Raw genomic sequence first — 14,604 nt, 5'->3', positions numbered from 1 at the left:
TAACTAAGCATCAAACCTCGTTACCCCGGTAACACCTCTTACTTTCAATAAATTTTTAATCAGGTTTTCCAGGTGCTCGGTATCGTTTACAAAAATCATAATCGAACCATCAAAAATGCCTTCATTGGTATCTACCGTAATCGACCGCATGTTTACTTTAAAGTCGGTAGAAATAACCCTGGTAATATTATTAATTAAACCTACATCATCAATGCCTACAATGCGTAAGCCGGTTAAGAAAGTTAATTCCTGTTGTTTGTTCCATTTGGCTTTCACCACGCGATAACCATAATTTGCCATCAGCTGGGCAGCGTTAGGGCAATTGGTACGGTGTATTTTAATGCCTTCGCTCACGGTAATAAAACCAAAAACATCATCTCCGGGAATTGGGTTACAACAGGCTGCAAGGGTATAATCAATGCGCTGCATGTCTTCTCCGATCAGTAAAATGTCAGATTCTCCGCCTTTAATTTTACTTTTTATGCCATCAACTGAGAGATTTTCAGGGCGTTCTGGTCCGCGGTTTTCAACTTCTTTTTCGCTCGAAAGGTATTCTTTAATATCTTTCAGTTCGATTTTTCCAAGGGCTACATTAACAAAAAGCTCCTGCGTAGAAGGGAGTTTAAAGAAATAACTGAGTTTTTGTAAATTATCGGTATTGTAGGTGATTTTTAACGATTTAAGCTTTCTTTCCAGAATTTCCTTACCATTTTCGGCAATTTTCCGCTTTTCTTCTTTTAAAGATGATTTAATTTTTGATTTGGCTTTCGCCGTAACCACTACATTAAGCCAATCTTCTTTTGGTGTTTGTTTGCTTGAAGTGATAATCTCTACCTGATCGCCATTTTGCAGTTTATACGAAATTGGAACAAGTTTGTGGTTTACTTTAGCACCAATACAGGTTGCACCCACATCGGTATGAATTTCGAAAGCAAAATCAAGGGCGGTAGCACCCAATGGCAATTGAATTAATGCGCCTTTTGGGGTAAAAATGAAAATCTCATCAGAGAAAAGGTTCATTTTAAAATCATCAAGAAAATCCAAAGCATTGGCTTCGGGGTTACTCAGCATTTCGCGCACTTTCTGAATCCATTGATCCAAACCGTTATCATTGCTCGATTCCTTGTACTTCCAGTGCGCAGCAAAACCTTTTTCTGCAATTTCATTCATGCGTTGTGTACGAATCTGTACCTCAACCCATTGGCCGCGAGGCCCCATCACTGTGGTGTGCAAACTTTCGTAGCCATTTCCTTTTGGCGAAGAAACCCAATCGCGTAATCGATCGGGATTAGGGCGGTATAAATCGGTAACAATAGAGTAGGCTTTCCAACAATCGGCTTTCTCATTTTCGGGCGCAGAATCCAAAATAATCCGGATGGCAAAAAGATCATAAACCTCTTCGAAAGGAATATTTTTCTTTTTCATTTTATTCCAGATGGAGTGAATTGATTTCGGCCTGCCATATACATCGGCCACTAAACCCTGTTCATGAACGATTTCATCAATCGGCTCCACGAATTTTTTAATAAAAAGCGCACGCTCGGCTTTTTTCTCGTTTAATTTCTTTGCGATAAATTTATAGGTGTCAGGGTCAAGATATTTCATAGAAAGATCTTCCAACTCTGATTTTATGGCATATAAACCCAATCTATGGGCCAGTGGAGCGTATAAGTAAATGGTTTCTGATGCGATTTTAAGTTGCTTGTGGCGCGGCATGAAATCCATTGTACGCATATTGTGCAAACGATCGGCAAGTTTGATCAGAATTACCCGAACATCATCGGCCAGGGTAAGCAGCATTTTACGGAAATTTTCGGCCTGTAAAGAGCTGTTGGTATCGAAAACCCCAGATATTTTGGTTAATCCATCGATAATTTTAGCAGTTTTTTTGCCGAATTCGCGTTCAATATCTTCTAAAGTTATATCGGTATCTTCTACAACATCATGCAGCAAAGCGCAAACAATAGAGGTTGTTCCAAGCCCAATTTCTTCGGCCGCAATTTGCGCTACTGCTATGGGGTGATAAATATAAGGTTCGCCAGATTTTCGGCGCATATCTTTATGGCTTTCCAGCGCCATATCAAAAGCTTTCCTGATTTCTTTTTTATCGCCTTTTTGTAAAGTAGATTTGCTTGCCCGTAATAATGCCCTATATCTTTTTAGAATTTCTTGCTTTTCCGCCTCTAAATCAATCACTAACTCTGTTTTCATTTGTATTTTTTGCGTAAAAATTGCGTCTTATTTATGAATAAAACTTATATTAGTTTTGTGAAACACCTAATATATGAAATAACACCTAACTTTGTAAAAGTATAAATTTATGAAATTTAAAGGGCTCTTTTTTCTTTGTATTGTAATGATTTGTAGCTTTTCGCTACGGGCTCAGGATTCAAATGCCCCTATGTTTCCTAAAATGGGGAAAAGTGATACAATAAGAGTAGCCTCTACAAATGATAATGGTGTAATGATTCCATGGATGCAGTTGCAGGATGTAAGTATCTATGCTGCACGAATCTGGAAATCGCCGGCAGAGCAAGCGGCTTACAACCGTTTAAGGTACAATGTGTTAAAAGTAATGCCTTATGCATTGTTTGCAAAGCGGAGATATGAGCAACTGGAGCAGGATATTGCAAAAACACCAGAAAAAAAGGAACAAAAACAGTTGGTTAAACAATGTGATAAGGAAATTAAAGACATGTTTAACCGCGAAATAAAAGATTTAACGATTACCCAAGGTCAGATTTTAACGAAACTGATCGACCGTGAAGTGGGCAGAACAACTTATGAAATTGTGAAACAGACCAAAGGTGGTTTTGCTGCATTTTCATACCAGATTGTTGCGCGTGTAGTGGGCCATAATTTAAAAAGCACTTACGATCCGAACGAGGATAAGGATATAGAATCCATTATCCGTACCTCGGGATTTTATCAATAACATAATGCAGGAACGCATTCCGAATATTTATTCATTTAAGGTAAAGAAAATTAATGGCGAAGAACAGCCGTTATCTGCCTACCGAAATAAAGTTGTTTTAATTGTAAATACAGCTTCAGAATGTGGTTTTACACCACAATTAAAAGAACTGCAACAGCTTAAAGATGAGGTTGATAACCCTGATTTTGAAATTTTAGGTTTTCCTACCAACGATTTTGGTAAACAGGAACCTTTAAACGGGACTGATATTGCCTCTTCTGCGAAATTAACCATGGCGTAAAATTCCCGGTGTTTGATAAAATTATGGTGCGTGGCGAACATGCGCATCCGCTTTACCAGTTTTTGAGCGATAAAAAGCAAAACTCAAAATTAAGTTCCAAACCCCGTTGGAACTTTCATAAATATATTGTGAACAAAAATGGTGAACTGGAAGATTATTTTCTACCGTTTACCAAACCATTGAGTTCGAAAATTAAAAAGAAAATTCAGCAATTGCTGAATCAAAATGCCCAATAATTACATCATGAAGTTAGATATTTTAGTTATAGCCGTGCATCCTGATGATGCTGAGCTTTGCTGTTCAGGTACTATTTTGAAACACATTGCGCTTGGTAAAAAAGTTGGAATTGTAGATTTAACCCGTGGCGAGCTGGGTACACGTGGTACAGCAGAAACCAGAGATGAAGAAGCTGCCGACTCTGCAAAAATTTTGGGTTTACATGCCCGCGAAAATTTGAGGTTAAGGGATGGGTTTTTTCAAAATGATGAATTTCACCGCCTGGAAGTAATTAAGGCAATCCGAAAATACCAGCCCGAAATAATATTGAGCAATGCGCTCGAAGATCGCCACCCCGATCATGGCAGAGCTGGCGATTTGGTATATGATTCAGTTTTTTTATCTGGTTTACCAAAAATAGAAACTGCTATAGATGGTATCAGCCAGGAAGCACACCGCCCAAGGTTATTGTTGCAATACATCCAGGATCGGTACTTAAAGCCTGATATTATTGTTGATATATCTGATCATATGGATAAAAAAATTGAATCGATAAAGGCTTTTAAAACGCAGTTTTATAATCCTGATGTTGAAGGTTTACAAACCTATATTTCTTCACCAGAATTTTTTGAAACTGTAATCGGCCGATCGAGGGAATTTGGCAAAAGCATTGGTGCAACTTTCGGCGAAGGTTTTACTTCAAGGAAATTGCTAGGGGTTGATAATCTGTTTGATTTAAAATAAAAACAGTTTTTTAACAAATTAAAAGCGCATGCCTGTATTATCAGGCATGCGCTTTTGTTATAAATAACTATTATTTGTTTGCCTCAAAATTTCCCTTTATCTCACCAGCTTTAAAGGCAGCTTGTGTTTTTAGGTCATCGGTTTTATCAGCAGCTTTTTCGGCCAAATCACTAGCCTTGTCTTTTAAATTTTCGCCTGTTGTTTCGGCTTCACCTTTGGCTTCTCCGGCAGCAAACGCGCCTTTCGTTTTCAGTTCATCATATTTATCTTCAGCTTTATCTTTTAAATCTTCGGCTTTGTCCTTTACATCTTCCCAAACATCTTCAGCTTTATCTTTTGCATCGTCCCAGGCATCCTCAGCTTTATCTTTTAAGTCGCTTAATTTACTCTTGGCCTTATCAAAGAAACTTTGTTCTTCTTCAGGTAATTGATTTTCTGTGCTCATACAATTAAATTTAAATTAGAACGATAGAACAGCGCTTTGTTGATAATGTTTTATGTTACACTTTTTGGTTGTGAAGTTACAAGATAACGTAACCGATCTAGGTCGTCGCCCAACAAAACAACCCTTCATTTGTTACTCTCAAAACGAATAATAATGGCGAACATATTCTCTTCTCTTAAAAACGCATACAATCTTTTCAAACACGTAGATTTTGATAAGTTAGAAGCTTTGTCGAAAAAAGTAGACCTGCCAAAAATGGTCGAAACTATATCCAGTTTAGATGATAAACAGATACAGGGCATGATGAAAATGATGGGTGGCTCTGGTAAAAAGAGAGAATTACCTCCTATAGAAGGTGATTTTTATCATTTGGGTGATGAAGCCTTAAAAGAGGAAGACCGTGAACTTCAGTTAAAAGTACGCGCTTTTTTAGAAAAAGAAGTAAAACCCATAGTGAACCATTATTGGAACAAAGCAGAATTCCCTTTCGAGATTATTCCAAAACTTGCCGAACTTAATATCTGTGGATTAACTTATAAAGGTTATGGCTGTCCGGGCAAGTCGAATTTAATGGAAGGGATTTTAGCAATGGAAATGGCCCGGATTGATACCTCTATTTCTACGTTTTTTGGTGTTCAAAGTGGTTTGGCCATGGGATCAATTTATTTATGTGGATCTGAAGAACAAAAACAACAATGGTTGCCGCTTATGCAGCAATTTAAAATTATAGGTGCATTTGGATTAACAGAACCCGAAGTTGGCTCTGCTGCTGCGGGTGGTTTAACAACAACGTGTAAAAAAGTAGACGGCAAATGGGTATTGAACGGGCAGAAAAAGTGGATTGGCAATGCAACTTTTGCCGATATTTTAATTATTTGGGCGCGTGATGAAGATAGTGGCGAGGTGAAGGGTTTTATTGTGAAAAAAGATAATCCTGGCTTTGCGGTAGAAAAAATGCTGGATAAAATGGCCTTGAGAATTGTGCAAAATGGAATTATCACCTTAACAAACTGTGAGGTAGATGAAGCAGACCGTTTACAAAATGCGAATTCTTTTAAAGATACTGCTAAAGTATTGCAAATGACGAGGGCAGGAGTGGCCTGGCAAGCGGTAGGTTGTGCACGTGGTGCTTATGAAAATGCTTTAGCATATACACGCACCAGGAAACAGTTTGGAAAACCAATTGCTTCTTTTCAATTGATTCAGAACCACTTGGTAGAAATGCTATCCAATTTAACCGCTATGCAAACGCTTTGTTTCCGTTTATCTCAATTGCAGGATCAAGGATTATTAAAAGATGAACATGCCTCGCTGGCAAAGGTATTCTGTTCGTTAAGAACACGCGATGTGGTGAGTAAAGCACGGGAAGTTATGGGCGGAAATGGAATTCTGCTTGAATATAATGTAGCAAGATTTGTGGCCGATGCAGAAGCCATTTATTCATACGAAGGCACAAAGGAAATTAATACGTTGATTGTTGGCCGGGCGATAACCGGATTTTCAGCATTTGTTTAAGTTGGGGAAACCTCGCTTGTTTAAGCGTAGCATGTGCTAAATCATATAAGATATTTTTCAGTCTGAACTACATCGTCCTCGTTTGTAACGAGGATGTACGAGTAAAGCGATTTTATCGCTCTTAAAAGAATTATTTTCGCATTTCAAATGCGTATCTCAAAAATCCTCGTTATAAACGAGGACTAGTTAAGAAATTTAACTACAGATTTACACAGAAAACAGTTTTTGCTACGGAAACACAGAAAGTACGGAGAATTTATAGATGATCATCTACATCGTCTTCGTTTAAAACGAGGATGTACGAGTAAAGCGATTTTATCGCTCTTAAAGGAATTATTTTCGCATTGCAAATGCGTACCTCTAAAATCCTCGTTACAAACGAGGACTATTTAACTAGTTAAGATTTTAGGTTTAGGAAACGAATGTCAGCATTTCATAGGTGCTGTAGTCCTGCCATTTGCTTTATCCTGATGAAGAATCGGGATGCTCGCTGCTGTCAGGTTTAGAAACAAAGGTAGTGCGCCTTTTAACCCAATGCCATTAAGCTAAGCCATATAAAAAGACAATTCTACTTTAAACACAGGTAAAAAGGATATACACAGGTATAAAGATCCGTGTTTATCAGTGTCTATCTGTGGTTAACAATTTTTAACTTAATAAAATTGAGTATTATCCAAAAGCAACGAAGTATGATACAGCGAAGCGTGTAAGCGTAAAACGGGAAGAAACTTAATTTTTTGGACAGATCTTGGGCTTCTTAAGAAAATTTATGTTTTGAAATGAGGCGTTTGTAGCCCTGCCTTAATCATTTAAATCGCTTTTAACACCCAGGTTTCGCGGATTCTCCCAACTTTATTTGACTGCTCTTTTATTTTTTTGATTAACGCTGCATCAATATATTTTAGCGATGAGAGTTGATGCCAAACAGAGGTTGCTTTGGTGATCAGTTTGAAACCTTGTGCCAGGAAGAACTGTTCTGCTTGCTCAAAACTTTCAAACTTATTATCTTCTACATGATGTGCGGCTAAAAACTGAGAAAAATGATCTTCATTGTCATTTTCAAGGTCTGGGCGTTTAATGTAAACATCAGCGGTAATCCAATAACCACCTCTTAGTTTTAGTGATTTGTGGATCGTTTTACAAAGCGATATCTTCTCTTCGGTATTTAAATACACCAATAAACCTTCGTTAATAATACTTACAGGGCCAAGCGGCATTTGATTTATGGCATTTAAAAAAGCATCCTCGTCCAAGGCATTTAAGGCCTCAATTTTGAGTTTTCCTTTTAATGATAACTTTTCTTCAACTATTAATCTGTTAACCAAATCTTTCTTAATGTCGATTACACCCGGTAAATCGGTATCCAGGTAATAAATGGTTGGGTGCCTTAAAACAAGATCAAGCCCTCTAAACGAGTAACCGGAAGAAATTTCAAGAATATTTAGGGAGCCCGAAGCAAAAAGTAAACTATCCAGCGATAAATACCTGCTTTCGAAATGCACCAGACGTTTTAAAAATACCTCATCAAAATCTTTAGTGTACAAATTTTCAAGGTCGTGGTTACCATAAATTAATTTAACAGCATCAGCAACAAAGGGGATATTGGTTAAACTTTTGGCAAGTAGCAAAGATTTCGCTGAAGGACTTATCGAACTATAATCACGATTCATTTGTAATTATAACAAAAAAAATCTGCGTTTAAAACGGATGTTTATTAAATGCCACCTGGCTCATCGCACTTTTTTCAAATAGTGCGATGCAAGATTTATTGTATTGAGGATCAAAGTTCACTTCTCCAGGTTCTAATGTTTTTGGTACATTGGTATGCTCCATAAAGAAGTAAACTTTTGTATTTCCATATTTGGTATGCGGCATTAAATTGCCATAATCTTCCATCTCTTTCCATACCGAATCTTTAACGGTAACAACATAAATGCGTTGCACAGGGCCAGTATTATTGGCGTTTCTGTATTTGGCTATTTCTGTAAAACCAGCTTTCATATCTTCAACTCCCTTTTGATTCAGCGTATCCTTCACAATGAAGAAAGTTAGGATTACAACAGCAGCCAGTATAATATAGGTAAGCGAATTTTTCTTCATGCTTACAATAAAGGCAATATTTTTTCCATTACCGTCAGCCCTTCGTCAATATGCTTTTGTTCGATACATAGCGCGGGCCTGAAACGGATTGTTTTTTCTCCGCATCCTAAAAACATTACGTTGTTTTCCAGTCCTTTACTAATAAAATTGTTCCGTATTTCTTTGTTAGGGAAATCGAAAGAGCAGAGTAGGCCTCTGCCGCGTACATTGCTCATTTGATCAAATTTGTGCGAAAGTTGTGTCAGCTGATCTTTTAAATATCCACCAACTTTAGCTGCATTTTCGCAAAGTTGATCTTCTTCTACAATTTGTAAAATCTGGGTAGAACGTACCATATCTACAAGGTTTCCTCCCCAGGTAGAATTAATCCGGCTTGGAACCTTAAACACATTTGTTTCAATTTCATCTACCTTGTTGCCAACAAGAATACCGCAAACCTGCATTTTTTTACCAAAAGCGATAATATCTGGTTGTGCCTTTTCACTAAAGTGCTGATGACACCAGAATTTACCTGTTAAACCAACGCCGGTTTGTACTTCATCATAAATTAAAAAGGCTTCATTTTCATCAGCTAAAGTTTTAAGCTGGATCAGAAACTCTTCCCTTAAATGGTTGTCGCCCCCTTCAGATTGGATTGGCTCTACAATTATTGCACAGATATCATCTTTATTATCGGCAAAAGCCTTTTTGATTTGTGCCAACGAAGTTTCTTCAGTTTGAATGGCGTTATTTAAATTATCATTTACAAGTGGAAACTTAACCTCAGGAACAGAAACTCTCGGCCAGTCGAATTTGGCAAACCATTTGGTTTTATCAGGTAGTGTATTGGTTAAACTTAAAGTATAGCCTGTTCTGCCATGAAAAGCCCTTTCGAAGTGCAATACTTTAAAGCCTTTTTCTTCGGTATACCCTTTTGCAAAATTCTTCTGTACTTTCCAGTCCATGGCCACCTTAATTGCATTTTCAACGGCTAAGCCACCGCCGGCAATAAAAAAAGCATGAGGAAGGTAAGCTGGAATACCAACGTTAGAAAATGTTTCTACAAACTGTGCGTATTGCTGGGTATATACATCCGAATTGGAAGGGTTTGCTAAAGCCGCTTGAAAAAGATTTTTCTTAAACTCTTCATCATTGATCATTTTGGGATGATTATAACCCAATGGAACGGAAGCGAAACAGGTAAAAAAATCGAGTAAAGTTCTATTGTATTTAGAATCGTAAATGTACGCTCCATTACTTTTTTCCATGTCGTAAGTCAGGTCGAAACCATCAGCCAAAATGTGCTTACTTAACGATTCGCTAACGCGATTTGCAGGTACTGTTAATTGATACATAAACTTGATTTTGGTATATTTCAAATTTAGTTAAATGTGCCTGAAATCAAAATTTGAGCACTTTTTGTGCATTTTAGTTAAAAAATAGGTTTAAACAGTTTAAAGTTAGATTATAGACAAATTCAGGTTTTGGACTTCACAGGTGTGGAAAACTTTTTGATGATAATCTGCCTAATAACATGCCGTTTTACTAACTATTTGCTTGCGTATGGATATTTGAGTCGCTAATATTTTATTATATCGCGACATTTTAAGCCACCGCTTTAAGTATCATAATTTGAACACTTAAAAGGATCACATTAACCCTTTTATTTGAATTAACATTAACTTAATACGAATCATGTTCTTTTGTTAAAGATTGCAATGGTGATCATAATGACATGTTAAAATCCGTTATCCTCCTCCTCATCTCTTTAAGTTTTATTTCATTTACCAAAGCGCAAGACGAAAAGTTTGAGTCTATAATTTCTGTTAACCAAAGAAACCCAACGCAGGCATTGGTTGAGCTGAAGAAAATTTATGCACAGGCAATTGATGGAAATGATGAACTTTTAGAAGGAAAGTGTTTACAGCAAATGGGTAAGGTATGCTATACCCAAGGGCATTTTAGCCAATCGCTGGAGTTTTTTTTAAAAGCCGATCATATCTTCAACAATGCAGAAAAGCCATTATTAATAGCAGCTAATTTAGCCGATGTGGGTATTTTGTACTATTACATGAAACAGCACGATAAAGCCACGAATGCCTATCGGAAAGCATTGAATATTTACAAGCAGCACGACGATTTAAAAGGGGAGGCTGCTGTTTTTGGTAACATAGGGCAGCTTTACGAAAAGCGGCAAAATTATGATAGTGCCTTTTATTACCAGAATTTGGCCTTAAAAATAAACGAACGGATCAATGATAAAAGTGGTGCTGCTAAAATTTACGAGAACCTGGGAAGCATCTATGAAGATCAGGAGAAATACGACCTCGCTTATGTGAATTTCAAACAGTCGCTAAATCTTTACAAGCTCGATCATAACAATTTGGGAAGCATCGAAGTCATTAACAATTTAGGTGATATTTTGCGTAAAACCGGCCGTTATCGAGAAAGCATTAAACAAACTGCTGCGGCGATGAAGCTGGCTGGCGATTTGGGCAATATCTACCAACTGGCCTCTTGTTGCCGCGATCTGGGTAAAGCTTATGAGTTATTAAACCAAATGGACAGTGCCTATTATTATGTTAAACTTGGCTATAAATATACAATCGATCTCTACTCACAGGATGGGGCCAAACAAGTGGCTTTTTTACAGGTATTATACGATATCAATAAAAAAACTACCGAAATAAATAAGCTGGAAAATGATAGAAAAGTTAATAAAATAATTGCTTTTGCTTCAACCATAGTCATTATATTATTGGTTGTATTGGGTTTGGTCGTTTTCAGCAGGCAAAGGTTTAAACTTAAAGATCAGCAAACTTTGGCCAGGCAAAAGGATATTGAACACGATATGACGAGTTTGGCGTTAAAAAATCTACAACTGGAAGAGCACAACCTAAAGCAATTGCTCGAGGTTAAAAGTAGAGAACTTTCTACCCATACTTTAAACCTGATTAAACACAACCAGTTTTTGGAAAACCTTCGTAGAACTTTACAGGCAATGGTAAAAGATGATAAACGCGATCAGAAAAAGCAGATGAACCAAATTTTGGCCGAGATTAACCAGAGTTTTAACCACGAACGCAACTGGAAGGAATTTACTGTTGCTTTTGAACAGGTGCATCACCAGTTTCTCGAAGGGCTAAAAAAATATAGCAACGAACTTACTTCTGCTGATATGCGCTTAATTGCATTGCTCAAAATGAATCTTGATTCAGGAGACATTTCAACCTTACTTGGCATCTCTACCGATAGCTTAAGGGTATCGAGATACCGGCTCCGTAAAAAGCTCAACCTGGTGCAAGGCGACAATCTATCTGCATTTATACAGGCATTGTAACCGTTACATTTATAGCAAAATATCATCTTTTTTAAGCGGTTTTTAAGGCTTAACAATTTGTTAATGTAACGGTAATAAAAGCATAACGGCGTTTTTTAAGGTGATTAAGTGTCTGATAATTAGTTTTTTAATTATTGATGTTGCCTTTTGATATATGCCTCATGTAACGCTGTTGCCTTTATGTAACCCCCATAATTTCTTTGTGTAAAATGGTGTATACACCTTTGCCCGTCGATAAATAAAAAAGACATTACCAAACACAATGAATAAACCATTACAAATTCTGTTTTTACTTCTTTTTTGTGCAGGCACAGCCAATGCCACAAAACTGAAGGGGCACGTTTATGATAAGCAAACTGGAGAGGCTATAGTTGGTGCTACAGTTGTTTTAGATAACCCACGGCGTATTACCAACACCGGCCTCGATGGAACCTTTGAATTTAAAGATGTAAAAGTTGGGGCTACTACAATTAGTGTAAGTTACATTACCTACAAAACAATTGTAAAAACTGTAACTGTGGTGAAAGAGGATAACGATCATTTAAAGTTTTATATGGAAAGTGATTCCCAAAGCCTTGATGACATCACCATTAAAACCAATGCAGTAAGTTCTACCGATCAGGGGGCAAGGCGATTGGAAAAAAATGCCACACAACTGATGAATATCGTATCAGGCAAATCCATAGAGATTTCACCAGATTTAACTGTTGCAAATGTAATGCAGCGCGTTTCTGGCGTATCTATAGAACGTAACAGCAATGGCGACGGACAGTATGCCATATTGAGGGGGATGGATAAACGTTACAATTATACATTGGTAAACGGGGTTAAAATTCCTAGTCCGGATAATAAATACCGTTACGTTCCGCTTGATCTTTTTCCTGCCGACATTCTCGATCGCTTAGAAGTATATAAAACACTTACACCAAATTTAGAGGGTGATGCCATTGGAGGAGCCATAAACATGGTGATGAAAAATGCGCCCCGTCAGTTACAGGTAAATGCAAATGTATCTACCGGTTACAGCCAGTTGTTTTTCGATCGTAAATTTACCAGCTATAATGCTTCAGGTATTCAATATAAATCGCCTTACGAGTTAAACGGTAAAAACTATACTGCAACACAAAACGATTTTACAAAAGGCACACTCGATTATAAATTTAAAAATCCGGCACCAAATTTAATCGGAAGCTTATCTATAGGAAAGCGTTTCTTCGATGATAAGCTGGGCGTAATTTTGGCCGGAAGCTATCAAAACACTTACCGCGGCAGCAACAGTACTTTTTATAACAATTCTGTAGTTGGCACCAATGCATTTGCTTCAATTACCAGTAAAAGTTACCGCGAATTTTCTGAACAGCAGCAACGTACCGGTTTACATGGTAAAATTGATTACGTATTTAACAAAGATCACCAAATCAGCTTTTACAATGTGTATGTTAACCTTAAAAACCAACAGGTTAGAGATGCAGTATTCACTACTTATAACGGCGTGTATAATCCTACCGCAGGAAATGCAGAGTTGGTTTACGATACCCGTAGCCGTTTAACCGAACAGCAGATTTACAACAGTACATTGCATGGCGATCATCATTTTTTTGATAATAAATTTAAGGTACAATGGTCGGCGGTATATTCTTCAGCTAAAAATGATGTACCCGAAAACACAAGTATCATTCTGAATGGTGTAGAACAGAATTTCCAGCGCAAACGCACCACTTTGGTCAATACCAATCCGGTTACACGCAGGTGGGAGCGCAATACCGACGAAGATTTAGCAGGATATCTCGACTTAACCTACCACCTTTTAACCGGAACTGATAAACTGGATATTATGGCAGGAGGATTGTACCGTGATAAGCAAAGAAGCAGTTTTTTTAACAACTACAATATGGCTCCAAGTGCAGCGAATGCATTTGATGTTTATAGCATTAATTTCCAGAATTATACTGATTTGAATTTGGTTGTGAGTAACCCAACCGGTGCAGTAGCCAATTCGCTTACCTATGATGCAACTGAAAAAATTGGTGCAGGTTATGGGATGTTTAAATACGCATCAGCTAAGTTGGAAATAGTGGGAGGGGCAAGGGTAGAACACACCAATCAGGGCTATAACCTGCTTTTCGCCGCAGGAGAATCTTTCCCGAAAGGAAACCAGGTTTATACAGATGTGTTGCCAAGTTTAATGGCCAAATATTTTCTAACAGAAAAGACCCAGTTGCACGCCTCTTATTACAAAGCGTTAAACCGTCCTGGTTTTTATGAAATTGCACCCGGAAAAGTAATAAATGAAGAGTTTCAGGAACGTGGTAACCCGAATTTGCAACGTGCCCTGGCAGATAATTATGATTTAAGGTATGAGCTTTTTCCAGGCGCATCAGAACAGTTGTTGATTGGTGCTTTTTACAAGAAAATCAAAAATCCGATTGAGTACACTTTCCAGGCTGATGCCACCCGCGGACAGGACATTTATTATACCCCAAAAAACTTTGGAACAGCCAATAACTATGGTGCAGAGGTAGATTATATCAAGTATTTCAGCAAAATCGGTTTAAAAGCCAATTATACCTATACACATTCGCGCATTGTTACCACTAAAACAACAAGAACCATTAACGCTACCACCGGAGATATCCAGGCACTATCTGTTGATCAGGAACGCCCGCTTTATGGCCAGTCAGCACATATTGCCAACCTCTCTTTGTTATTTAAGGATACTAAAAAAGGTTGGGATGCGCAAATTGCAGGGGCATATACAGGTCCACGCATCAACACGGTTTCTCAGTTTTTAAATAACGACTTATGGCAGAAAGGAGTTATCCAGATGGATGCATCAGCTGAGAAACGTTTTAAAGGGGGGATGAGTGTGTTTATAAAAGCAAATAACATTTTAAATACGCCAACTAAATTATTTATTAAAGGTACCAATCCGGAAAACGAAAAGATTAATGAAGACCTGGTTAAAAACGGAAATACATTAATCAGAAGTGATTACTATGGCCAAAACTACCTTGTTGGCTTCAGATATAAGTTTAATTAAATAGAATTTA

The 14,604-nt window shown here is 37.6% G+C and carries 12 protein-coding genes; 7 read left to right on the top strand and 5 right to left on the bottom strand.

Annotation, left to right across the window (positions count from 1 at the left end):
• Positions 1-3 precede the first annotated feature (3 nt).
• Entirely contained in the window at positions 4-2,211 is a 2,208-nt protein-coding gene (locus tag AC0IWE_RS00315; RefSeq protein WP_055906427.1) for a RelA/SpoT family protein, read from the bottom strand.
• A gap of 109 nt (positions 2,212-2,320) precedes the next feature.
• Between AC0IWE_RS00315 and AC0IWE_RS00310 the strand changes: the two genes are divergently transcribed.
• From AC0IWE_RS00310 to bshB1, 4 genes are read left to right on the top strand one after another with little or no spacing between them, the layout of a single operon-like run.
• Positions 2,321-2,935: a DUF4294 domain-containing protein gene (locus tag AC0IWE_RS00310; RefSeq protein WP_055906423.1), complete on the top strand. Its 615-nt coding sequence runs from the start codon at positions 2,321-2,323 to the stop codon at positions 2,933-2,935.
• A gap of 4 nt (positions 2,936-2,939) precedes the next feature.
• On the top strand, positions 2,940-3,215 hold the full coding sequence (locus AC0IWE_RS00305) for a hypothetical protein (protein WP_471791480.1): 276 nt from the start codon (positions 2,940-2,942) through the stop codon (positions 3,213-3,215).
• 8 nt (positions 3,216-3,223) lie between these two features.
• Complete coding sequence (locus AC0IWE_RS00300) at positions 3,224-3,451, top strand: hypothetical protein (RefSeq protein WP_471791479.1); 228 nt, start codon at positions 3,224-3,226, stop codon at positions 3,449-3,451.
• 7 nt (positions 3,452-3,458) lie between these two features.
• Entirely contained in the window at positions 3,459-4,175 is a 717-nt protein-coding gene (bshB1, locus tag AC0IWE_RS00295) for a bacillithiol biosynthesis deacetylase BshB1 (RefSeq protein ID WP_055906656.1), read from the top strand.
• Positions 4,176-4,245: 70 nt separating this feature from the next.
• Here the strand turns inward: bshB1 and AC0IWE_RS00290 are convergent, their stop codons facing one another.
• Entirely contained in the window at positions 4,246-4,620 is a 375-nt protein-coding gene (locus tag AC0IWE_RS00290) for a hypothetical protein (protein ID WP_471791478.1), read from the bottom strand.
• A gap of 153 nt (positions 4,621-4,773) precedes the next feature.
• On the opposite strand from AC0IWE_RS00290, the gene AC0IWE_RS00285 reads away from it, so the two are divergent.
• Complete coding sequence (locus AC0IWE_RS00285) at positions 4,774-6,135, top strand: acyl-CoA dehydrogenase family protein (RefSeq protein WP_471791477.1); 1,362 nt, start codon at positions 4,774-4,776, stop codon at positions 6,133-6,135.
• An 809-nt stretch (positions 6,136-6,944) separates the two neighbouring features.
• On the opposite strand, the gene AC0IWE_RS00280 is transcribed toward AC0IWE_RS00285, so the two are convergent.
• The 3 genes from AC0IWE_RS00280 to lat are packed head-to-tail and all read right to left on the bottom strand — an operon-like array spanning position 6,945 to position 9,569.
• Positions 6,945-7,805, bottom strand: coding sequence for a hypothetical protein (locus tag AC0IWE_RS00280; RefSeq protein WP_471791476.1), 861 nt, complete (start codon positions 7,803-7,805; stop codon positions 6,945-6,947).
• A gap of 28 nt (positions 7,806-7,833) precedes the next feature.
• Positions 7,834-8,235, bottom strand: a complete 402-nt coding sequence (locus AC0IWE_RS00275; protein WP_471791475.1) for a hypothetical protein — start codon at positions 8,233-8,235, stop codon at positions 7,834-7,836.
• A gap of 2 nt (positions 8,236-8,237) precedes the next feature.
• Positions 8,238-9,569: an L-lysine 6-transaminase gene (gene lat, locus AC0IWE_RS00270; RefSeq protein ID WP_471791474.1), complete on the bottom strand. Its 1,332-nt coding sequence runs from the start codon at positions 9,567-9,569 to the stop codon at positions 8,238-8,240.
• A gap of 380 nt (positions 9,570-9,949) precedes the next feature.
• Between lat and AC0IWE_RS00265 the strand changes: the two genes are divergently transcribed.
• Together AC0IWE_RS00265 and AC0IWE_RS00260 are read left to right on the top strand one after the other, a co-directional pair.
• Positions 9,950-11,554 carry a tetratricopeptide repeat protein gene (locus AC0IWE_RS00265; RefSeq protein WP_471791473.1) on the top strand — a complete coding sequence of 535 codons (1,605 nt, stop codon included), beginning with the start codon at positions 9,950-9,952 and terminating at the stop codon, positions 11,552-11,554.
• A gap of 262 nt (positions 11,555-11,816) precedes the next feature.
• Positions 11,817-14,594, top strand: coding sequence for a TonB-dependent receptor (locus tag AC0IWE_RS00260; RefSeq protein WP_471791472.1), 2,778 nt, complete (start codon positions 11,817-11,819; stop codon positions 14,592-14,594).
• Positions 14,595-14,604 lie beyond the last annotated feature (10 nt).

Source organism: Pedobacter sp. AC402 (genome assembly GCF_979252805.1).
Note: the sequence above shows the minus strand (reverse complement) of the source record. Positions and strands in the feature narration are given on the sequence as shown.

Excerpts from the sequence above, each read along its gene's own strand:
- AC0IWE_RS00315 (WP_055906427.1), bottom strand. The coding sequence starts at position 2,211 with ATGAAAACAGAGTTAGTGATTGATTTAGAGGCGGAAAAGCAAGAAATT.
- AC0IWE_RS00310 (WP_055906423.1), top strand. The coding sequence starts at position 2,321 with ATGAAATTTAAAGGGCTCTTTTTTCTTTGTATTGTAATGATTTGTAGC.
- AC0IWE_RS00305 (WP_471791480.1), top strand. The coding sequence starts at position 2,940 with ATGCAGGAACGCATTCCGAATATTTATTCATTTAAGGTAAAGAAAATT.
- bshB1 (WP_055906656.1), top strand. The coding sequence starts at position 3,459 with ATGAAGTTAGATATTTTAGTTATAGCCGTGCATCCTGATGATGCTGAG.
- AC0IWE_RS00290 (WP_471791478.1), bottom strand. The coding sequence starts at position 4,620 with ATGAGCACAGAAAATCAATTACCTGAAGAAGAACAAAGTTTCTTTGAT.
- AC0IWE_RS00285 (WP_471791477.1), top strand. The coding sequence starts at position 4,774 with ATGGCGAACATATTCTCTTCTCTTAAAAACGCATACAATCTTTTCAAA.
- AC0IWE_RS00280 (WP_471791476.1), bottom strand. The coding sequence starts at position 7,805 with ATGAATCGTGATTATAGTTCGATAAGTCCTTCAGCGAAATCTTTGCTA.
- AC0IWE_RS00275 (WP_471791475.1), bottom strand. The coding sequence starts at position 8,235 with ATGAAGAAAAATTCGCTTACCTATATTATACTGGCTGCTGTTGTAATC.
- lat (WP_471791474.1), bottom strand. The coding sequence starts at position 9,569 with ATGTATCAATTAACAGTACCTGCAAATCGCGTTAGCGAATCGTTAAGT.
- AC0IWE_RS00265 (WP_471791473.1), top strand. The coding sequence starts at position 9,950 with ATGTTAAAATCCGTTATCCTCCTCCTCATCTCTTTAAGTTTTATTTCA.
- AC0IWE_RS00260 (WP_471791472.1), top strand. The coding sequence starts at position 11,817 with ATGAATAAACCATTACAAATTCTGTTTTTACTTCTTTTTTGTGCAGGC.